Source organism: Pseudomonas sp. OV226 (assembly GCF_003148705.1).
GTDB lineage: Bacteria > Pseudomonadota > Gammaproteobacteria > Pseudomonadales > Pseudomonadaceae > Aquipseudomonas.
This window is the reverse complement of record NZ_QGGS01000021.1, coordinates 39,471-60,878: the sequence shown is the minus strand read 5'-3', so window position 1 is coordinate 60,878 and position 21,408 is coordinate 39,471. Positions and strand designations below refer to the sequence as shown.

19 protein-coding genes and 1 riboswitch are annotated in these 21,408 nt (G+C 60.6%); of the genes, 14 read left to right on the top strand and 5 right to left on the bottom strand.

Annotated elements, in window-relative coordinates:
- Nucleotides 1-41 precede the first annotated feature (41 nt).
- Both C7534_RS25295 and C7534_RS25290 read right to left on the bottom strand, forming a co-directional pair.
- Nucleotides 42-1,430: a sensor histidine kinase gene (locus tag C7534_RS25295; RefSeq protein WP_109787395.1), complete on the bottom strand. Its 1,389-nt coding sequence runs from the start codon at nt 1,428-1,430 to the stop codon at nt 42-44.
- The gene (locus C7534_RS25290; RefSeq protein WP_007944085.1) at nt 1,423-2,094 is read right to left on the bottom strand and encodes a response regulator; all 672 of its coding nucleotides are present in this window, start codon (nt 2,092-2,094) and stop codon (nt 1,423-1,425) included. Before C7534_RS25290 ends, C7534_RS25295 begins: the two co-directional genes overlap by 8 nt.
- 237 nt (nt 2,095-2,331) lie before the next feature.
- Here C7534_RS25290 and C7534_RS25285 point away from each other — a divergent pair, with 237 nt between their 5' ends.
- From C7534_RS25285 to C7534_RS25255, 7 genes are all read left to right on the top strand, one after another.
- Nucleotides 2,332-3,621, top strand: coding sequence for an OprD family porin (locus C7534_RS25285; RefSeq protein ID WP_109787394.1), 1,290 nt, complete (start codon nt 2,332-2,334; stop codon nt 3,619-3,621).
- A 39-nt stretch (nt 3,622-3,660) separates the two neighbouring features.
- Nucleotides 3,661-4,638 (top strand): Bug family tripartite tricarboxylate transporter substrate binding protein, encoded by a 978-nt coding sequence (locus C7534_RS25280; RefSeq protein WP_046029492.1) that lies wholly within the window; start codon nt 3,661-3,663, stop codon nt 4,636-4,638.
- A gap of 58 nt (nt 4,639-4,696) precedes the next feature.
- Nucleotides 4,697-5,155 (top strand): tripartite tricarboxylate transporter TctB family protein, encoded by a 459-nt coding sequence (locus C7534_RS25275; protein ID WP_077430736.1) that lies wholly within the window; start codon nt 4,697-4,699, stop codon nt 5,153-5,155.
- Between the two features lies 1 nt (nt 5,156).
- Nucleotides 5,157-6,671 carry a tripartite tricarboxylate transporter permease gene (locus tag C7534_RS25270; RefSeq protein WP_046029488.1) on the top strand — a complete coding sequence of 505 codons (1,515 nt, stop codon included), beginning with the start codon at nt 5,157-5,159 and terminating at the stop codon, nt 6,669-6,671.
- Nucleotides 6,664-7,701: an AbrB family transcriptional regulator gene (locus tag C7534_RS25265; protein WP_046029486.1), complete on the top strand. Its 1,038-nt coding sequence runs from the start codon at nt 6,664-6,666 to the stop codon at nt 7,699-7,701. Before C7534_RS25270 ends, C7534_RS25265 begins: the two co-directional genes overlap by 8 nt.
- A gap of 65 nt (nt 7,702-7,766) precedes the next feature.
- Nucleotides 7,767-9,143: an AAA family ATPase gene (locus C7534_RS25260; protein WP_052961881.1), complete on the top strand. Its 1,377-nt coding sequence runs from the start codon at nt 7,767-7,769 to the stop codon at nt 9,141-9,143.
- Nucleotides 9,140-10,027, top strand: coding sequence for a hypothetical protein (locus C7534_RS25255; RefSeq protein WP_046029485.1), 888 nt, complete (start codon nt 9,140-9,142; stop codon nt 10,025-10,027). The genes C7534_RS25260 and C7534_RS25255 overlap by 4 nt, the downstream gene beginning before the upstream one ends.
- 28 nt (nt 10,028-10,055) lie before the next feature.
- Here the strand turns inward: C7534_RS25255 and ung are convergent, their stop codons facing one another.
- Nucleotides 10,056-10,748 carry a uracil-DNA glycosylase gene (gene ung / locus C7534_RS25250; RefSeq protein ID WP_046029483.1) on the bottom strand — a complete coding sequence of 231 codons (693 nt, stop codon included), beginning with the start codon at nt 10,746-10,748 and terminating at the stop codon, nt 10,056-10,058.
- Between the two features lie 132 nt (nt 10,749-10,880).
- Between ung and C7534_RS25245 the strand changes: the two genes are divergently transcribed.
- A complete protein-coding gene (locus C7534_RS25245; protein WP_109787392.1) occupies nt 10,881-11,993 on the top strand; it encodes an enoyl-CoA hydratase/isomerase family protein in 1,113 nt (370 codons plus the stop codon).
- A gap of 51 nt (nt 11,994-12,044) precedes the next feature.
- On the opposite strand, the gene C7534_RS32955 is transcribed toward C7534_RS25245, so the two are convergent.
- On the bottom strand, nt 12,045-12,524 hold the full coding sequence (locus tag C7534_RS32955; RefSeq protein WP_109787391.1) for a hypothetical protein: 480 nt from the start codon (nt 12,522-12,524) through the stop codon (nt 12,045-12,047).
- Nucleotides 12,525-12,692: 168 nt separating this feature from the next.
- Nucleotides 12,693-12,950 (bottom strand): hypothetical protein, encoded by a 258-nt coding sequence (locus C7534_RS25235; protein ID WP_077430740.1) that lies wholly within the window; start codon nt 12,948-12,950, stop codon nt 12,693-12,695.
- Nucleotides 12,951-13,233: 283 nt separating this feature from the next.
- A riboswitch (guanidine-I (ykkC/yxkD leader) is annotated at nt 13,234-13,333 on the top strand.
- A 62-nt stretch (nt 13,334-13,395) separates the two neighbouring features.
- Between C7534_RS25235 and C7534_RS25225 the strand changes: the two genes are divergently transcribed.
- The 6 genes from C7534_RS25225 to uca all read left to right on the top strand — a co-directional run bounded on the left by C7534_RS25225 (nt 13,396) and on the right by uca (nt 21,406).
- Nucleotides 13,396-14,463, top strand: coding sequence for a putative urea ABC transporter substrate-binding protein (locus C7534_RS25225; protein WP_109787390.1), 1,068 nt, complete (start codon nt 13,396-13,398; stop codon nt 14,461-14,463).
- A 16-nt stretch (nt 14,464-14,479) separates the two neighbouring features.
- Complete coding sequence (locus C7534_RS25220) at nt 14,480-15,295, top strand: ABC transporter permease (protein WP_109787389.1); 816 nt, start codon at nt 14,480-14,482, stop codon at nt 15,293-15,295.
- Nucleotides 15,292-16,080, top strand: coding sequence for an ABC transporter ATP-binding protein (locus C7534_RS25215; protein WP_109787388.1), 789 nt, complete (start codon nt 15,292-15,294; stop codon nt 16,078-16,080). The genes C7534_RS25220 and C7534_RS25215 overlap by 4 nt, the downstream gene beginning before the upstream one ends.
- A gap of 12 nt (nt 16,081-16,092) precedes the next feature.
- A complete protein-coding gene (locus tag C7534_RS25210; RefSeq protein ID WP_109787387.1) occupies nt 16,093-16,818 on the top strand; it encodes an urea amidolyase associated protein UAAP1 in 726 nt (241 codons plus the stop codon).
- A gap of 11 nt (nt 16,819-16,829) precedes the next feature.
- A complete protein-coding gene (locus tag C7534_RS25205; RefSeq protein WP_077430742.1) occupies nt 16,830-17,471 on the top strand; it encodes an urea amidolyase associated protein UAAP2 in 642 nt (213 codons plus the stop codon).
- 302 nt (nt 17,472-17,773) lie between these two features.
- Nucleotides 17,774-21,406, top strand: a complete 3,633-nt coding sequence (gene uca / locus C7534_RS25195) for an urea carboxylase (protein ID WP_109787386.1) — start codon at nt 17,774-17,776, stop codon at nt 21,404-21,406.
- Nucleotides 21,407-21,408: the final 2 nt, after the last annotated feature.

Here is a 21,408-nt window from a genome sequence, read left to right as displayed (position 1 = left end):
GGGCTTACCTCCATTGCTCCCCTTCACCACACACGATGTGTTCACTCTCCTGCAATAAAACTCACCCGAACCTTCAATCCTGACGGTTCACCATCGTGCAGGCTGATCTGCGCCAAATGCGCACGGCAGATCTCGCCGACAATCGCCAGGCCCAGCCCCGACCCGGCCACCTGCTGATTGCGCCGGTAAAAGCGCTCGAACACTCGATCCCGCTCATCGACCGGAATCCCCGGGCCATCATCTTCGACCTCCAGCACCGCCGGCGTCATGACCCGCAAAATCACATTGCCGCCCGACGGCGTATGAGCCAGGGCGTTATCCAGCAGATTACTCAGCAGCTCGTTCAACAGCGTCGGCTCACCGCGCAGCCACACCGGCTCGTCCGCTTCCAGTGCCAGGGCAACACCGCGCGCGTGGGCCAACGGCGCCATGGCCATGCCCAATTCGCGCGCCAACTGACTCAAATCCAGCAACTGGGCACCGCCCTCGGCAATCGCCCGGGCACCGTTTTCGACCCGAGCCAACGAGAGCAATTGGTTGGCAAGGTGAGTCAGGCGATCCGTGCCCTGGGCGGCGCTTTCCAGGGTGCTGCGCCAGGTTTCAGGTTCATTCGTGCGCAGGCCAAGCTCAAGGCGCGCCTTGAGCGCCGCCAGCGGCGTACGCAGCTCATGGGCGGCATCGGCGATGAACTGGGCCTGGCGCTCAAACTGCTCGCGCAACCGCTCGGTAAAGTGATTGAGCCCGCGCACCAGCGGCCACAACTCGCGCTGCACTTCCACCAACGGCAACGGTCGCAAATCGTCGGGCTGGCGCTCCTCCACGGCCGTGCGCAAGCGCTCCAGCGGACGCAACGCCGCACTCACCGCAAACCAAACCAACAGCAGCGCACCAATCGCCAGCATGCCAAGGCGCAGCAACGTGTCGGCGGCCAGACTGCGCGCCATGCTGACCCGCGCCTCATCGGTTTCCGCCACACGAATTTCCGCCATGCCATTCATGTTCGGCTCGCTGACCGGCTTGAGCAGGCTGACCACCCGCACGTTCTGCCCCCGATACGTGGCGTTGTAAAAACGTGCCAGCGCCGGGTAGTCATCAGTGCGAGGCGTTCCCGGAGGCGGCGCGGGCAGGTTCTCGTAACCGGAAATCAAATTCTGGTGGATGTCATTGACCAGGTAAAAAATGCGCCCGGCACTGTCGTAGGCAAACGTATCCAACGCCACGTAAGGCACGTCGGCGCTAAGCGTTCCATCACGCTGGGAGACACCTGCCGCGATCGTTCGCGCCGACGCCAGCAACGTACGGTCATAGGCGGTGTCGGCCGCTTCGCGACCATTCCAGTACGCACTCAAGCCGCTGGCCAGCATTAACACCACCAGCAACAGCGCAAGGTTCCACAGCAACCGCCAGCGCAGGCTGCTGGGCTTATGCATCGCGGCTTTCCAGCAAGTAGCCAAGACCACGGAAGGTCACGATGGCGACCGGCTGGCCATCGAGTTTCTTGCGCAAGCGATGCACATAGATTTCGATGGCGTCCGGGCTGGCTTCTTCGTCCAGACCAAACACCTGGGAGGCCAACTGCTCTTTGCTCATCACCCGACCCGGCCGGGCAATCAACGCTTCCAGGACAGCCTGTTCACGCGAGGTCAGGGTCAGCAACTCTTCGCCCAGCGTGAAACGCCGGGTGTCCAGGTCATAGGCCAGCACACCGCAACGCTGCTGACGCTCACCGCCCAGCACACTGCGGCGCAACAGGGCTTTGACCCGCGCTTCGAGCTCAGTCAGTTCAAAGGGTTTGGCGAGGTAATCGTCAGCGCCAAGGTTCAGGCCATGAACCCGATCCTTGACGTCACTGCGAGCGGTCAACATCAGCACCGGCAGGTTTTTCCCCCGCGAACGCAAGCGCGCGAGCACTTCAAAACCATCCATGCGCGGCAGGCCGACATCGAGAATGGCCATGGCGTACTCCTCGCTGCTCAAGGCCAGGTCTGCGGCCACGCCATCGTGCAGCACATCCACGGTCAGCCCTGTGCTCTTGAGCGCCTGGGCGACACTTTCGGCTAACTGCAAATGGTCTTCGACGAGCAGAACACGCATGGATCTTTTCCTCATTCAGGGATGGTCGACGCCATTCTTTGGCGCGGAGTTTACAGCCGCAACCGCTGCTGTGAAGCCCGAAAACCGTGAAAGTCTGCTGAAAGGCTAGCGAAAGGTTAGCCCGTTAGAGTCGAGTCACGGACAGTTTCGACTGCCGTCGCTGCTGCCACACAGCGATCCGAAAAACGCCTCGAAGCGTTTTCGACAAATAAGAACAATAAACGGAGTACGACACCCATGCAGTCCTTGCAGACCCAGGCTCTTGCGCCTGCCCGCCTCTCCCGTTTCAGCCACACCGCGCTTGCCAGTGCCGCCGCTCTTGCCGGCTTTTCGCCGTTGAGCCAGGCTGCCTTCTTCGAAGACAGTACGGCAACACTTGAAACCCGCAACATGTATTTCAACCGCGACTTTCGCGATGGCACCAGCGCCCAGCAATCCAAGCGAGACGAATGGGCACAAGGCTTCATGCTCAATCTGCAATCGGGCTACACCGATGGCACCGTAGGGTTCGGGGTGGATGCATTGGGCATGCTGGGGATCAAGCTCGATTCGAGCCCCGACCGTACCGGCACCGGCCTGCTGCCGACCGATGACGGGCGCGCGGTTGGCGAGTACTCCAAGCTGGGCCTGACCGGCAAAGTGAAAATCTCCGCCACGGAACTGAAAATCGGCAGCCTGATTCCGGAAATGCCGATCCTCAAGCCCAACGACGGGCGCATCCTGCCGCAGACCTTTGAAGGCGGGCTGCTGAACTCCAAAGAGCTGAAGAACCTGAGCTTCACCGGCGGGCGTCTCGACAAAGCCAAGGATCGCGACAGCACTGACTACCAGGACATCGCCCTCAACAACAAGAACAGCCGTTTTGCCGGCACCGTCACCGGCAACCACTTCGACTTTGGCGGCGTGGACTACAAGCTCACCGACAAAATCACCGGCAGTTACTACTTCGCGCAACTCGATAACGTCTACAGCCAGCACTTCCTCGGCATGGTGGCCTCGGAAAAATTCGGCCCCGGCACTTTTGGCACCGACCTGCGCCTGGCCATCAGTGATGATGACGGCGAAGCCCGTGGCGGCAAGATCGACAACACCTCCCTCAATGGCCTGGTGAGCTACGCCTTGAGTGGGCACAAGTTCAGCGCCGGTTATCAGCACATGTCCGGTGACAGCGCGTTCCCTTATGTCGATGGCGCCGACCCTTACCTGGTCAACTTTGTACAGATCAACGACTTTGCCGGTGCCGAAGAACGCTCCTGGCAAGCACGTTATGACTTCGACTTCGTCAGGCTCGGCATTCCCGGCCTGACCTTCATGAGCCGTTACGTGAGCGGTGACAACATCAAGCTCAAGAACGGTGACGAAGGCAAAGAGTGGGAACGCAACTCCGAGATTAAATATGTAGTACAAAGCGGCGCTCTCAAGGATGTCGCCGTGCGCCTGCGTAATGCCACCTACCGCTCCAACTACTCCGCTCGCGATGCCGACGAAGTGCGTCTGCTGGTGAGCTATAGCGTTGCCCTTTGGTAATTCAGCACGTCCATAACAACAACTCCCAAGGAGACTTGAATGAACCTATCAATGCGTAAAGTTGCTCTCGCCGCCAGTTGCATGCTGTTTGCCGGTCAATTGATGGCCGAACCCAAGCGTCCGGAATGCATCGCCCCGGCCTCGCCGGGCGGTGGTTTCGACCTCACGTGCAAACTGGCGCAGAGCGCGCTGGTCAACGAAAAGCTGCTGACCAAACCGATGCGCGTGACCTACATGCCCGGCGGTGTCGGCGCGGTAGCGTACAACGCGGTGGTCGCCCAGCGTCCCGCCGATGCCGGCACGCTGGTGGCCTGGTCCAGCGGTTCGTTGCTGAACCTGGCCCAAGGCAAGTTCGGGCGTTTTGATGAAACCAACGTGCGCTGGCTCGCCGCCGTTGGCACCAGCTATGGCGCCATCGCGGTTAAAAGCGATTCGCCTTACAAGACTCTGGACGACCTCGTTCAGGCGCTGAAAAAAGATCCGAGCAAAGTGGTGATCGGTTCCGGCGGCACCGTCGGCAGCCAGGACTGGATGCAAACCGCACTGATCGCCAAGGCCGCCGGGATCAACCCGCGTGACCTGCGTTACGTGGCGCTCGAAGGCGGCGGTGAAATCGCCACCGCCCTGCTCGGCGGCCACATCCAGGTCGGCAGCACCGACATCTCCGACTCCATGCCGCACATCCAGAGCGGCGACATGCGCCTGCTGGCCGTGTTCGCCGAAAAGCGTCTGGACGAGCCGGAAATGAAAGACATCCCGACCGCCAAAGAACAAGGCTACGACATTGTCTGGCCAGTGGTTCGCGGCTTCTACCTCGGGCCGAAAGTCAGCGACGAAGACTACGCCTGGTGGAAAGCTGCCTTCGACAAGCTCCTGGCTTCCGAAGACTTCGCCAAGCTGCGCGATCAGCGTGAACTGTTCCCGTTCGCCATGACCGGCCCGGAGCTGGACACCTACGTGAAGAAGCAGGTTGCGGACTACAAAGTGCTGGCCAAAGAGTTCGGCCTGATCCAGTGATCGCCTCTGTCTAGCGGCTGCGGCCCCGTTTCGCGGGGTCGCGGCACAGGAGTTTCCCATGCTCTTACAACGCATTTTTGCTGCGGTGCTGTTGCTGGCCTGCGCTGGCCTGGCGCTGATGGCGTGGCCGTATCAAGCGGCATTTTCCTACGAACCGGTGGGGCCTCGGGCCTTTCCACTGTTGATGCTCGGGCTGATGGGCCTGGCGCTGCTGTACATGGTATTTCGTCCGGCGCCGATCAAACATGACGACGATGCACCACCGATGGACCGCGAAACCTTGACCAAAATCGGCATCTGCGTCGTGTTGCTCTTGGTATTCGCCGGCACCTTCGAACCCCTGGGTTTCATTGTCGCCAGCACCTTGATCGGTATCCCGATGGCGCGCCTGTACGGCGGCCGCTGGTTGCCCAGCATCGTGATCATCACGCTAATGGCCGTCGGCCTTTATCTGCTGTTCGACAAGTTGATGGACGTGCCGCTGCCGCTTGGCGTGCTCGATGTTCTGGAGAACTGATATGGATACTCTTGGCTATTTGGGTCAGGGTTTCGGCGTTGCGCTGAGCCCGTACAACCTGGTGACTGCCCTGTGCGGCACCCTGATCGGCACCGTCGTTGGCTTGTTGCCGGGCCTGGGTCCGATCAACGGCGTGGCGTTGTTGATCCCGATCGCATTCGCCCTCGGCCTGCCACCGGAATCGGCACTGATCCTGCTGGCGGCGGTTTACCTGGGCTGCGAATACGGCGGGCGGATCAGCTCGATCCTGCTGAACATTCCCGGCGAAGCCTCTACCGTCATGACCACCCTCGACGGCTACCCGATGGCCCGCAAAGGCCTGGCCGGTGTCGCACTGTCGTTGTCCGCGTGGAGCTCGTTCATCGGTGCGTTCATCGCCACCTGCGGCATGGTGCTGTTCGCCCCGCTGCTGGCGAAATGGGCGATTGCCTTTGGCCCGGCGGAGTACTTCGTGTTGATGGTGTTCGCCATTGTCTGCCTGGGTGGCATGGCCGGTGACCGACCGCTGAAAACCTTTATCGCTGCGTTGATCGGTCTGTTTCTGTCGAGCGTCGGTATCGATGCCAACAGCGGCGTGTACCGGTTCACCGGGGACAACATCCACCTGACTGACGGCATTCAATTCGTGGTGTTGGTGTTGGGCCTGTTCTCCATCAGCGAAATCCTCCTGCTGCTGGAAAAAACCCATCATGGCCAGGAAGCCGTGAAAGCCACCGGCCGCATGATGTTCAACTTCAAGGAAGCCTCGGCAGTGTTCGTGGTGAACCTGCGTTGCGGCGTGCTGGGCTTCATCATGGGTGTGTTGCCGGGTGCCGGCGCAACCTTGGCCAGCGCCGTGGCCTACATGACCGAGAAACGCATCGCCGGGGCCAAAGGCACGTTTGGCCAGGGTGATATGCGTGGCCTCGCGGCACCGGAAACCGCCATCGGTGGCGCAGCATGCGGCGCTCTGGTGCCAATGCTGACCCTCGGCGTTCCGGGGTCGGGCACCACGGCGGTGATGATCGGCGCTTTGTCGCTGTACAACATCACGCCGGGGCCGCTGCTGTTCCAACAGCAACCCGACATCGTCTGGGGCCTGATCGCCTCGTTGTTCGTCGCCAACATCATGCTGGTGATCCTCAACATCCCGATGATCCGCATCTTCACCCGCATCCTCGCCGTGCCGAACTGGGCGCTGGTGCCGGTGATCGCAATCATCACCGGGATTGGCGTCTACGCGGTGCACGCCACCACGTTCGACCTGTTCCTGATGATCGGCATCGGTATCTTCGGCTACATCCTGCGCAAGCTGGATTTCCCGTTGTCGCCGATCCTGCTGGGCTTCATCCTCGGCGGCCTGATGGAACAGAACCTGCGTCGCGCCCTGTCGATTTCCAACGGTGCACTGGAAATACTCTGGTCCAGCCCGATCACCTTCGGTTGCTGGGTCCTGACCGCGATCATGCTGCTGATGCCACTGCTGCGGATCTGGCGCAAACGTTCGGCCGCTCAGCGCGCAATCGCCGATGTCTGATCGAACACCGCTCAAAGCCTGGTGGGGAACTCCGCTGGTCGGTCTGCTGGGCGGTTACCTCGCCAGCCAGATCGGCTGGCCGCTGCCCTGGATGGTCGGCTCGTTGCTGGCGATCATCCTGGTGCGCTGCCTGACGCCCTGGCAATTGGCGGAAATCCCTGGCGGCCGCAAGTGCGGCCAGTGGATCGTCGGAATCGGGATCGGCCTGCACTTCACCCCGGTGGTGATGGAGCAGGTACTCAGTCACTTCGGCTTGATCTTCTTCGGTGCGTTGGTCACCAGCCTGTCCGCCGTGGTCGGCGTATGGTTGATGCGGCGTACCGGTGAGGATCGCGCCACCGCATTTTTCTCCAGCATGCCCGGCGGCTCCGGCGAGATGGTCAACCTCGGCGCGCGCAATGGCGCAGTGCTCAGTCGCGTGGCGGCAGGGCAAAGCCTGCGGGTGCTGGTGGTGGTGCTGTGCGTACCGGCAGCCTTCAAATACTTGCTGGGTGACGGCGCGCCGGTGTTGCACGCAACGGCCGTCGACTGGCGGTGGCTGGCCTTTTTATTCCCGGCAGGCGCCCTGGCGGCGTGGCTCTGGGAGCGTTTGCGTCAACCCAACCCATGGTTGTTCGGGCCGTTGCTGGTGAGTGCGGCGGTGAGCATCGGTTGGGATCTGCATATCGGTTTGCCACACGGCGGCAGCCAGATCGGCCAATGGCTGATTGGCAGCGGCCTGGGTTGTCACTTCAACCGTCAGTTTTTCCGGCGCGCGCCTTCCTTCATGGGCCGGACCTTGATCGGCACAGTGCTGACCATGTTGATTGCCACGGCGGCTGCCTTGGGGTTGAGTGCGTTGACTCATCTGGATCTGCGTTCATTGACGTTGGGCATGATGCCCGGCGGGATCGCGGAGATGAGCCTGACGGCGGAGACCCTGCAATTGTCAGTACCGCTGGTAACGGCGATGCAGGTGATGCGGTTGTTGTTTGTGTTGTTTCTGGCCGAGCCGTTGTTCAAATACTGGAACCGCGAGAGCATGCCTTAGCGGAGGCTTGTGATACCCGTCAGGAAAGAGTTTGCTACCATCTCTGCTTCGGGAGAGGTGATTAGATGCACATCAGCAAACTACAGATAGAAAACTTGCGGTCTTTCGAGAAGGCCACCCTTGAATTCAATCTGCCGGGCACCAAAGACCTCCAATACCCTAACGTCAACGTATTGCTGGGGGACAATGGTCTCGGCAAGACCAGCATTCTAAAAGCTGTTGCACTTGCGGTACTCGGACCGTTGCTGAGCGGCAACTCTGGTTTTGTACCTGAAGGCTTGATCCGGCGTGCTCCGGCGAAGATCGCCGGTAAGGTCAACCTCAAGAAAAACACAGCCATTCTGACCGCCGACATCATCTCGACCGTAGAAGAACGACCGCTGAAAGCTGCGACGGACCTCATGCCCGAAACGTTTTCAGTGAGTACCGAAGTCCGCACGGTCAGCTCGGTAGAGCGGATGAGCTGGCATATGTCGCCAAAGAGCGCGGATGAAACGATCGAGGCGATGCAGCTCGATGAAAAAAGCCCGGCCTTTTTCATTGTCGGATATGGAGCTACCCGCCGTGTGGAAGCATCCGCACGGGTGGATGAAAGTGCCCGAACCCGGTCCCGTCTACGTCGTTACGAACGCGTTGCAGGCCTTTTCGAAGACCACCTGACGCTCATGCCGCTGTCTTACTGGCTGCCGGCCTTTTCCGTGGAAAACAAGGGCCGTTACAAGCAAGTTATCAATCTGATCAATGAACTGCTGCCACCGGCCTGCCAAATTCAAACGCAGCCAACGGGCCGTGAACACTTGTTCGAAATGAACGGCATCGTTCTGCCCTTCCGCGCCTTGTCTGATGGTTACAGGGCCTATATCGGCTGGATCGGCGACATGCTGTTCCACGTCTGTAAAGGTATCGCCAGTGGCTTGAAACTGAGAGAAATGCGCGGCGTGATCATGGTCGATGAAATCGATCTGCACCTGCATCCCGAATGGCAGCGCAGCGTAGTGCCCACACTGGCCAAGGCACTCCCGAATGTTCAGTTCATCCTGACGACCCATAGTCCGTTGGTCGTCGGCTCATTGATGTCGCAAAACCTGTTTGTGCTGGCAGAGGAAAACGGCTCGACCATTGTCAAGCGGCTGCCCGAACATGTGCGTGGAAAAAGCGCCGAGCAAATTCTGCTGTCGCCCTACTTCGGCCTTGATAGCACTCGGGCGGCGCCCGTGGCGGATAAGCTCAACGAACTGGCTCGTCGAGCGGTGTCGGGCAATGTTAAAGCCTCTGTCGACTACCTGAGAGTGCTCGCCGAAGGCATGTCCTTCGAAGACATGGCAAAACCGCAAAAGGTCCAAGTGGCCACTGCTCGTGTTCGACGCCCGCGCGCTGTCAAAGCCAAGCCTGAAGTTGTTGCTCAACCGCAGCGCAGTAAGCAGGCAGAGTCCAAAGAATGATCCGTTACCCCATTTCGGAAGCTGAGCTGATTGCATTAATCAACGGCAAGAAACCGAACTGGTTGGGTCGTGCCCAGCAGCGAACCCAGCACTACGTCGATGCGGGCGGCTATACCGATGACTCGGACTTCTGGGGAGAAATCAAACAGGTCTACATTACGCTGCAGCACGAAAAATGCGCGTACTGCGAGACCAAGCTTCAAGGCGCGGTATTGGCGAGCAAAGTCCATGAAGTGGAACACTATCGCCCCAAAAGCGAAGTCAAGACCTGGCCCAACCACAACGTCGAGCACTGGAAAAAATTCAAACCTGCCTGGACGACTGGTGCAGGCAGCAAAGTCGGGTATTACAAGCTCGCTTACCATCACTTGAACTATGCCATTGCCTGCACCCGCTGCAACTCCACGCTCAAGTCGAGCTACTTTCCGATTCGCGGCAATCGCGACACTCAGAACGGCGATCCGGCGGACATGCAGGATGAGTCGGCGCTGTTGCTCTATCCGGTTTCAATGACCGACGCCGACGACCCTCAAGACATCATCACCTTCAATGGCGTGCTAGCCGTTCCGAAACACAACTCCGGCCCCGCCTATGAACGTGCAGTCACCAACATCGAGTTCTTTCAGCTTAACCATGAGGACCTCACTTCACGCCGGGCCGAAGAAATCAGGACATGTTGGCTAGCACTGCAAATGTCGAGAAACGTCCCGCAAGACAAGCAAATGTATGACGACACAATCGCATTGATGTGCAGCCCTGAAAGTGCATTCAGTTCATGTGTGTCTGCCTTTTTTTTACTCAGTCAAACCGATTATCCAGTGGCGGAAACAATGGCCAGATTCATCATCAAGGCGCTGTTAACAAAACAACCGCTGACGCCCTGATTTATTGCCTACGCGAAACCGAAACCTCTCAAACTGGCGGCAACCGCCACTCAATCGGCGTCTCGCCATTCTGCTCAAGAAACTTGTTGGTGCGGCTGAAGTGTCCACATCCGAGAAAACCGCGATAGGCCGACAGCGGTGACGGGTGCACCGAGGTCAGCACCAGATGCTTGGTGGCATCGATCAGCTTCTGTTTGCTCTGGGCATGGGCGCCCCACAGCATGAACACCAGGTGCGGTTGCTGCTGGCTGACCACTTCAATGATCCGGTCCGTGAAAAACTGCCAGCCCTTGTCCTTGTGCGCGTTAGCGTTGGCGCGCTCCACGGTCATGGTGGTGTTGAGCATCAGCACGCCTTGGTCGGCCCAGCTCTGCAAATAGCCATGGTTGGGAATATCGATGTTCAGGTCGCGCTTCAATTCCTTGTAGATGTTTACCAGCGACGGCGGCGCCGGCACGCCCGGTTGCACCGAGAAGCACAAGCCGTGCGCCTGGCCCGGGCCGTGATACGGGTCCTGACCGAGGATGACGACCTTGACCTTGTCCAGCGGCGTAGAGTTGAGCGCGTTGAAAATCATCGGGCCCGGTGGATAGATCTCCTTGCCCGCCGCGCGCTCCTGTTGCAGGAAATTACGCAACTCTGCCATGTAGGGCTGGTCGAATTCGGCACGCAGTGCCTCCTTCCAGCTCGGTTCGAGTTTGATACGGTCGTCAGCAGTCATGGTTACATCCGGCAAAAACAATGGGGCGAACCCTAGGAAAGCCCATCACGCTTGTCAATTGATCTGACGCACATCCGGCACTTTCCCACACAGCGATCATACTTAACCCTCAAATTCCCGATCGAGGTCACGATGAATCTGCACTTCGAAGAACTCACTGGCACCGACGGCGCTCGCATCGGCGTCGCCAGCCTCGATGCCGAAAAGTCCCTCAACGCCCTGTCCCTGCCGATGATCAACGCCCTGCGCGATCAAATGGACGCCTGGGCCAAAGACCCGCAAGTTGTCTGCGTGTTGATGCGTGGCAACGGCGCCAAGGCATTCTGTGCCGGCGGTGAAGTGCGCAGCCTGGTGGAGGCCTGTCGCGCCCATCCCGGGGAGGTGCCACCGCTGGCCGCGCACTTTTTTGCGGCGGAATATCGCCTGGACTTCAAACTGCACACCTACCCGAAACCGTTGATCTGCTGGGGCCATGGTTATGTGCTCGGTGGCGGGATGGGGTTGTTGCAAGGGGCGAGTATCCGCATTGTCACGCCAAGCAGTCGGCTGGCGATGCCGGAGATCAGCATCGGCTTGTACCCGGACGTCGGCGCCAGTTGGTTCCTGTCGCGGCTGCCCGGCAAGCTCGGATTGTTTCTGGGCCTGACCGGCGCCCATATGAACGGGCGCGATGCGATCGACCTGGACCTGGCCGACCGCTTCTTGCTCGATGAACAACAGGAGGAGCTGATCGAAGGGTTGCTGCAATTGAACTGGCAGGAACAGACGCCGATGCAGCTCAACAGTTTGCTCAAGGCCTTGCAGCAAGAAGCGGTTGCGCAACTGCCCGAAGCCCAGTGGCTACCGCGGCGCCAGCGCATCGACGAACTTTTGGACGTCAGTGATGTGAGTTGCGCCTGGAAAGCCATCAGCCTGCAACGCGACAGCGCCGACCTGCTGCTCAATCGTGCTGCAAAAACCATGAGTGAAGGCTCGCCGCTGACCGCTCATCTGGTCTGGGAGCAAATCGCCCGGGCCCGGCACCTGTCGCTGGCTCAGGTTTTTCAGATGGAATACACCATGAGCCTCAACTGCTGCCGACATCCGGAGTTCAGCGAGGGCGTGCGCGCACGGTTGATCGACAAGGATCAGAAACCGCACTGGCACTGGCCGGACATCAACAACGTGCCGGATGCCGTGGTGCTGGCGCACTTTCATAAAGTCTGGGAAGGACGGCACCCGTTGGCGGATTTGTCGGAATACTGAAATCCGGGCATAAAAAAAGCGGCGCTTGATGCGCCGCTTTTGTTTGAGCGATTACCGGTTGCCGCCTCGGCCCATGTGATCGCCGCGCCCGTCGTGATGGCGTCCACCCCCTCGATTGTCATTATCCCAGCCTCCTCGGCTGCCATTGTTCCAGTTACCTTGGTTCCCTTGGTGGTCATTATTCCAGCCACCTCGATGATGACCGTCCCAGCCCTGATTCTGATGAGACCGGTAATAGCTCCGGGATTGGTAATAACGCGGGGCCGGTTGATAGACGCGCGGCTGATAGTAATAACGCGGTGTTGGCTGGTAATACCGCGCGGGGGGCGCGTAGTACCGGGGCGGTGGCGAGTAATAACCACCGCCACCTGAATAGTAGGAACTGCCACCAGCGTAATAGGCGGGTGCAGGCGAGGTATAGCCATCTGAATAGTAGCTGTCTCCTCCATCGGAATAGGGCACGCACGCACCAAGAGACAATCCCGATAAAGCAATCAGCAGAATTTGGCGGAGCTGTTTTCGACAGAGCATGGCGGCCTCCTGGACCGCGAGTGAGCCGTACCAGCGACGCTGGCAGGCGGCAGTCAATTATTCGGTGACTGTCGAAAGATCAGACCTCCGTTTCCTGAATCTGGTGCGTTCACGAAACAGATTGAAACATCTGTCCGATGAAAGGTTTTTCATCTATTCACCCCCTGATTAATGGTGTCCGCCGTGATATCCACCGCCGTAATAACGCGAGCCGTGACCGCCGTGATAGCCGTGGTTGTAGTAGCGATAACCCCCGTAATAACGCGGGCCGTAATAGCCGTGGTTGTAGTAAGGCGAGTAGTAGTAAGGCGCGTAATAACCGGGGTAGTAATAAGGTGCGGAGTACGCATCGTAAGGGTCTGCGTAGTAGTAGCAGCCAGACACCCCCAGACCGAGCAACACATAGAACACGATTCGACGCAGCATGACGGCCTCCGAAAAGACCCTGGACAGCAGCCGACAATGGCCGGCTGACACTGCTTTTGACTGAGAATCCGCCATCAAGTGCTGTGCCGCAAAATCCTTCAGATCAGCGGGCGATGCGTCCCATTGCGGTGCAATCGCGCACCATCACAAGGCAACCGTAAGCCTCTTTACCGACGCGGCTACGCGCCATCCCCCACGCTAGAGCGCTCAAGAGGAGTTGGCACGCCTCTCGCTTTAGCAACTGCGTGCAGGAGTTCATTACAGGTTCGCGGCACCACAATTTGCAATGGCTGACTAGGGTTCCGGCTCGCTGAGCGAGTGACTGGTCCGAGAGTTGGCGACCTCCAGTTGAGGTTACACGGCGGGACAAAAGCCCGGGAGACAAGCCACCGTTCGCGGTGCCGCGTTGACTCCTGCCCGCCCTCGATCAACTGGAGAACCACCCATGTCCCAGCTACGTTTCCCCGCCCTGCTCGCCGCGGCCTTTGCCGCCCTCGTGAGCGTCTCGTCCCAGGCTGCACCGAAAGACCATTTCAGCGTGTGCTGGACAATCTATGCCGGCTGGATGCCCTGGGAATACGCCGGCAGCCAAGGCATCGTCGACAAATGGGCGAAGAAGTACGGCATCAAGATCGATGTGGTGCAGCTCAATGACTACGTCGAATCCATCAATCAATACACTGCCGGCCAGTTCGACGGTTGCACCATGACCAACATGGACGCGCTGACCATTCCGGCCGCGGGCGGCGTCGACAGCACCGCGTTGATCGTCAGCGACTTCTCCAACGGCAACGACGGCATCGTGCTCAAGGGTGACGGCAAGAAAGTCACCGACCTCAAGGGCATGGACGTCAACCTGGTGGAGCTGTCGGTTTCCCACTACCTGCTGGCCCGCGCGCTGGATTCGGTGGACCTCACCGAGAAAGACCTGAAAGTGGTCAACACCTCCGACGCCGACATTTCCGCCGCGTTCAACACCGAACAGGTCAACGCCGTCACCACCTGGAACCCGATGCTCTCGGACATCAAGGCCAAGCCTGCCGTGACCGAAGTCTTCAACTCCAGCCAGATCCCCGGCGAAATCATGGACATGATGGTGGTCAACAGCGCCACGCTCAAAGACAACCCGGCTCTGGGCAAAGCGCTGACCGGTGCCTGGTTTGAAGTCGTCGAGTTGATGAACGCGAAAAACGCCGCCAGCAAAACCGCACTCGAACACATGGCCAAGGCCTCGGGCACCGACCTGCCAGGTTTCCAGGCGCAACTCGACACCACCAAATTGTTCGCCACGCCCAAAGAGGCCCTGGACTTCTCCACCAGCAAACAACTGCCGGAAACCATGCGCAAAGTGGCCGAGTTTTCGTTCCAGCACGGCTTGCTCGGCGAAGGCGCCAAGGACACCAGTGCCGTCGGCATGGCGTTCGCCAATGGCGTGACCAGCGGCGACAAGGGCAACCTCAAGCTGCGTTTCGACCCGACCTACGTGCAGATGGCTGCCGACGCCAAGCTGTAATCACGAGGAGCTGGCCATGCGCCTGATCAATCGCCATCCGGATCGTCCGAGCCGCCTGTTGTTGGTGATCCTGCCGTTCGCTCTGGTGCTGTTCGCCTACTTCATGGGCTCGGCCGAGCGGCTGACGGACAACCCCAACGACAAGCTGCTGCCCAGCGCCGTGCAGATGACCGATGCAGTGAAGCGCCTGGCCTTCGTGGCCGATGCACGAACCGGCGAATACCTGCTCTGGCAGGACAGCGCCTCCAGCCTGCGTCGGTTGGCCATCGGCCTCGGTATCAGCGCCCTGGCCGGGCTGTGCCTGGGCATGGCGGCCGGGACCCTGCCGCTGTTCGGCGCGCCATTGTCACCGTTGTTGACGGTGCTGTCGATGGTGCCACCGCTGGCCATCCTGCCGATTCTGTTCATCGTCTTCGGGCTGGGGGAATTGTCGAAAGTGATGCTGATCGTGATCGGCATCACCCCGGCCCTGGCCCGTGATCTGGAACAGCGCGCCCGGGAAATTCCCGTGGAGTTGCTGATCAAGGCCCAGACCCTTGGCGCCTCGACCTGGACCCTGATGCTGCGCGTGGTGCTGCCGCAACTGTTGCCGCGCCTGCTGATCTCGTTGCGCCTGATGCTCGGTTCGGCGTGGTTGTTCCTGATTGCCGCCGAGGCTATCGCCTCCACCGATGGCCTCGGCTATCGGATTTTCCTGGTGCGCCGTTACCTGGCGATGGACGTGATCCTGCCTTACGTGGTGTGGATCACCCTCCTCGCCTGGCTGATGGACTGGGGCCTCAAGCGCCTGACCCAGCGTGCGTTCCCTTGGTATGAAGGAGCGCGCGCATGAGCTTCATCACGGTGAAAAACGTCTGGCAGCAATACGCCGATCAGGTGGTGCTCGAAGGCCTGAACCTCAACGTCAACGAGGGTGAATTCTGCACCCTCGTGGGCGCCTCCGGTTGCGGCAAATCGACCTTCTTGCGCCTGTTGCTCGGCCAGGAACGCGCCAGTCGCGGCGAGATTCTGCTCGACGGCCAAGCCCTGGCCGGCGAGCCGGATTCGAGCCGTGGCGTGGTGTTCCAGCGCTACTCGGTGTTCCCGCATTTAACGGTGCTGGACAACGTCACCCTCGGCCTCGAACTGCCGCGCTCGCCCCTGCTCGGACGCCTGTTTGGCAGCGCCAAACGTGACGCTCGGGAACAGGCTTCGGTGTTGCTGCACAAAGTCGGCCTCGGTCATTCGCTGGACAAGTGCCCGGCGCAATTGTCCGGCGGCATGCAACAACGGTTGGCCATTGCCCAGGCGCTGATCATGAAACCGCGCGTGTTGCTGCTCGACGAACCCTTCGGCGCACTCGATCCGGGCATCCGCAAAGACATGCACGCCTTGCTGCTGGAGCTGTGGCGCGAGACGCAACTGACGGTGTTCATGGTCACCCACGACCTGTCCGAAGGTTTCAGTCTCGGCACGCGCCTGCTGGTGTTCGACAAGGTTCGTGTCGACCCGCACGCCCCCGGCGCCTATGGCGCACGCATCACCTACGACATCCCTTTGAACAGCGACCGCCGCGCCACCCGCGCCGCCGTCGACGCCCTGCCGATGCCGCTGGCAGGCACGCTTCGTACCGCTTAGAGGAATCTGCAAATGACTGACTCGACCTTACTGTTCACGCCCTTCGCCGAAGAATTGCTGCCCGGTGGTGGCCACCGTTCGTTCGTGTTGAAACGCGGCCAACTGCTGCGCCTGACCGATCTGCGCGGTGGGGCCAACGTCAGCCTGACGCTGCTCAACGCCAACGAAAAAACCGAACGCCTGAACCTGCCTGACAGCCTCAAATGCCAACACACCGCCAAGCTCACTCGCTGCCATTGCCTGTACTCGGACATGGGCCGCGTACTGGCCGCCATCACTGCCGACACCTGCGGCTGGAGCGACAGCCTCGGCGGTGTGCTCTGCGCTGAAGAAGTCGCCGAAAAATACGGCGCGGGGCGCTATCAGGAACTGCGCAACGGCTTCTTCCGCAACGGCACTGACAACCTGCTGGTGGAACTCGGCAAGTGGGGATTGGGCCTGTCGGATTTGCTGATGACCCTCAACCTGTTCAGCCGCGTCGATGTCGACGAAGCCGGGCGCTTCCACTTCGTCGAAGGCAATTCCCGGGCTGGCGATTACATCGAGTTGTACGCGCCGATGGACACATTGGTGGTGCTCACGGCCCTGCAACACCCGATGGACCCATCGCCTGAATACGCGCCAAAACCGCTGAAGCTCAGCTGGATGAACGCCGACGCCAGCGTGGCCGAACACTGCCGCACCTCGCGCCCGGAAAACGAGCGCGGCTTCATCAACACCGACCGTTTGTTCGCCTGAGGATCGCTGCCATGTCACTCGCAATCGCTACCGTTCATAACGAACCCGACACCGCGATCTACCGCGCCACCATCCCCGCCGGCGAACCGTGGCTGATGGAGGTCAAGGCCGGCCAGACCCTGCGCATCCTCGACCTGGAAGGCAACCAGGCCGTCGACACCTTGTTCTACAGCGTCGCCAATCCCAAGGAACGCTACGACGTGCAGCGCACCTTACGCCGGCAAAACAGCGTGTACCTGAGCACCGGCAGCGTGCTGTATTCCAACCTCGGCAAACCGATGCTGACCATTGTCGCCGATACCTGCGGACGTCACGACACCCTCGGCGGTGCCTGTGCGCAGGAGAGCAACACCGTGCGCTACGCCCTGGAAAAACGCTACATGCACAGCTGCCGCGACAACTACCTGCGCGCCTGCGTTCACGACGGGCGCCTGGGCAAGGGCGACATCGGGCCGAACATCAACTTCTTCATGAACGTGCCGGTCACGGCGGACGGCGGGCTGACCTTTGAAGACGGTATTTCGGCGCCGGGCAAATACGTCGATCTGCGGGCCGAGATGGACGTGATCGTGTTGATCTCCAACTGCCCGCAACTGAACAACCCGTGCAACGCCTACAACCCGACCCCTGCGGAGCTGCTGGTATGGAATTGAAATTAGCGCGGTTGCGCAGATGGTTGTTCGCCCTGTGCCAGGCCCGCTCCGGCCAGTGCCTGAAACAACCCTGACACCGCCGAACCTGTGGGAGCGGGCTTGCCCGCGGAGGGGCCAGCACATTCGATATTGATGTCGACTGACCCACCGCTATCGCGAGCCGGCTCGCTCCTACAGGGGGACGGCGGCGTTTGAGAAATCTGATTTTTCATCCGGGACGGCCCGGATGCATCTCGAAAAACTGCGGGACGGCCCGCATCCCAGGTCGAGGCTGATGCGCTATCGCCTCCGGGGGTTATGCCATGTTCGAAAAAGTCCTGATTGCCAACCGTGGCGCGATTGCCTGCCGCATCCTGCGCACCCTGCGTGAATTGCAGGTTAAAGGCGTCGCCGTTTACTCCGAGGCCGATGCGGCCAGCCTGCACATCCTGCAAGCCGATGAAGCCCACAGCCTCGGTGAAGGCGCGGCGGCCGGCACTTACCTGGCGGTCGACAAGATCCTCGCCATCGCCAAAACCACCGGCGCCACGGCAATTCATCCCGGCTACGGTTTCCTCTCGGAAAACGCCGCGTTTGCCCAGGCCTGTGAAGACGCCAACATCGCCTTCATCGGCCCCACACCCGAACAGCTGCGCGTATTCGGTCTCAAGCACACGGCTCGCGCCCTGGCCAAACAACACGGCGTGCCAATGCTCGAAGGCACTGAACTGCTCGACAGCCTCGACGCGGCCCTGATCGCAGGCGAACAGGTCGGCTACCCGGTGATGCTCAAAAGCACCGCCGGCGGTGGCGGCATCGGCATGCGCGTGTGCCGCAGTGCGGCTGAGTTGAGCGAGTCCTTCGAAGCGGTCAAACGTCTGGGCCAGAATAACTTCAGCGACGCCGGGGTGTTCATCGAGAAGTACATCCAGCGCGCCCGTCATCTGGAAGTCCAGGTGTTCGGCGATGGCCGGGGCGAAGTGATTGCCCTCGGCGTACGCGACTGCTCGGTGCAGCGCCGCAACCAGAAAGTCCTCGAAGAAACCCCGGCGCCGAACCTGCCCGACGGCATGGCCGAAGACCTGTGCGCGGCGGCGATCAAACTGGCCAAAGCGGTGAATTACCGTAGCGCCGGCACCGTGGAGTTTGTCTTCGACAGCGAAGATCAGCGCTTCTACTTCCTTGAAGTGAACACCCGTTTGCAAGTCGAACACGGCGTCACCGAACAAGTGTGGGGCGTTGACCTGGTGCGCTGGATGGTCGAACTCGCGGCCGGTGATCTGCCGCCGCTGCGCGAGTTGAGCCAAGGTTTGAAAGCCGAAGGGCATGCGATTCAGGCGCGACTGTATGCCGAAGATCCGGGACGCGATTTCCAGCCCAGCCCGGGCTTGCTCACCGCCGTGAATTTCCCGACCGCCAACGGCATTCAACTGCGCATCGACACCTGGGTCGAGGCCGGTTGCGAGATCCCGCCGTACTTCGACCCGATGATCGCCAAGGTCATCAGTTGGGCGCCGACCCGCGAAGAAGCACGCGCTGATCTGCATCAGGCATTGAGCGACAGCCTGCTGTATGGCGTGGAAACCAACCGCGATTACCTGCGCCAGATTCTGCTGGATGCGCCGTTCGCCAGTGGCCAGCCGTGGACGCGTTGCCTGGAAGGCCTGATCTATCAGGCCAACACTTTTGAAGTGTTAAGCGCCGGGACCCAGACCAGCGTTCAAGACTATCCCGGTCGCCTCGGCTATTGGGCGGTGGGCGTGCCGCCGTCGGGCCCGATGGACAGTCGCGCGTTGCGTCTGGGCAATCTCCTATTGGGTAACGAAGAAGGTGCCGCCGCCCTCGAAATCACCATGACCGGGCCGTTGCTGCGCTTCAACTGTGATGCGGTGGTGGCGGTCACCGGCGCGGTTATCCCGCTGACGTTGAACGGCGAAACTGTCGCGATGAACACCGCGCTGCTGATCCCGGCCGGTGCCACGTTGAGCCTCGGCACGATGGCCGGCGCCGGCGCCCGCAGCTATCTGTGCGTGCGCGGTGGTCTGCAGGTTCCGGATTACCTGGGCAGCAAAAGCACCTTCACCCTCGGTCAGTTTGGCGGGCATGGTGGTCGCGCCTTGCGCGCTGGTGACGTGTTGCATGTGCCAGCGTTGAGCGACCGCAGTGCCGGTGCAGAACTGCCCGAGGTTCAAGTCACCGCGTTGCCCGCGGTGCGGCAAATCCGCGTGATCTACGGCCCGCATGGCGCACCGGAATACTTCACCGAACGCTACATCGGCACGTTCTTCTCGACCCAATGGGAAGTGCACTTCAACTCCAGCCGCACGGGTGTGCGGTTGATCGGGCCGAAGCCTGAATGGGTGCGCGCCGACGGCGGTGAAGCGGGCCTGCATCCGTCGAATATTCATGACAATCCGTATGCCATCGGCGCAGTGGATTTCACTGGGGACATGCCGGTCATCCTCGGCCCGGATGGCCCGAGCCTGGGCGGGTTTGTGTGCCCGGTGACGGTGATCGAGGCGGACCTTTGGCAGCTGGGGCAATTGAAGGCTGGAGACAAGGTTCAGTTCATCCCGGTCGATATCAAAACCGCCCGCAATCTCGCCTGCAAGTGGAATACCTGTGGGAGCTGGCTTGCCAGCGATGGGGCCCGTCCAGACACCGCTTCAACTTCATCGCTGGCAAGCCAGCTCCCACAGAGTCTTATGTCGCCTGTGGTGTTGGAGTTGGGTCAGGGAGATACGCGGTTGGTGGCGCGTCTTTCTGGGGATACTCATCTACTACTGGAAATCGGCGCCCCCGAACTCGACCTGGTCCTGCGTTTCCGCGCCCACGCCCTCATGCAAGCGCTGGAAAGCAAACACCTGCACGGCGTGATCGATCTCACGCCGGGCATTCGCTCGCTGCAAGTGCACTACCAACCCGAGCAACTGCCGCTGGCCGATTTGCTCGGCATCGTCGCCGGGGAATGGGACGCCGTGTGCGCCGCCAAGGACCTGCAAGTGCCGTCGCGCATTGTCCATCTGCCGCTGTCCTGGGATGACCCGGCCTGTCAGTTGGCGATCGAAAAATACATGACCACCGTGCGCAAGGACGCGCCGTGGTGCCCGAGCAATCTGGAGTTCATCCGCCGCATCAACGACCTGCCCAACCTCGATGAAGTGCAGCGCACGGTGTTCGACGCCAGTTACCTGGTGATGGGCCTGGGCGACGTCTACCTCGGCGCACCGGTCGCCACGCCGCTCGACCCGCGTCATCGTCTGGTGACCACCAAATACAACCCGGCCCGCACCTGGACCGCGGAAAACTCGGTGGGCATCGGGGGCGCCTATATGTGCGTCTACGGCATGGAAGGCCCCGGCGGTTATCAGTTTGTCGGTCGCACGTTGCAGATGTGGAACCGCTACCGCGAAGTCGCCGCGTTCGACGGCAAACCGTGGCTGTTGCGCTTCTTCGACCAGATCCGTTTCTACCCGGTGAGCGCCGATGAACTGCTGCGCATCCGCCGGGATTTCCCGCTCGGACGTTTCGATCTGAACATCGAGCACAGCCAGTTGAACCTCGCGGATTACCAGGCATTCCTGAGCAAAGAAGCCGACACCATTGCTGCGTTTCGTGATCAGCAAAAAGGCGCGTTCAACGCCGAGCGCGAGCGCTGGATCGCCAGCGGTCAGGCGCACTTCGACAGCGAAGAACGGGTCGCCGAAACCACCGAAGATGCGCCACTGGCCAACGGTCAACAGAGCGTCGACAGCCACATCGCCGGCAACCTCTGGCAGGTTCAGGTGCAAACCGGCAGCCGCGTGGCCGTCGGTGACGTGCTGGTGATTCTGGAGTCGATGAAGATGGAAATCCCACTGCTGGCCCCCATGGCCGGCGTGGTGCGCGAGATTCGTTTGCAACCGGGCTCGGCGGTACGTGCCGGGCAGCGCGTCGTGGTGCTGGAACTCGACTGAAC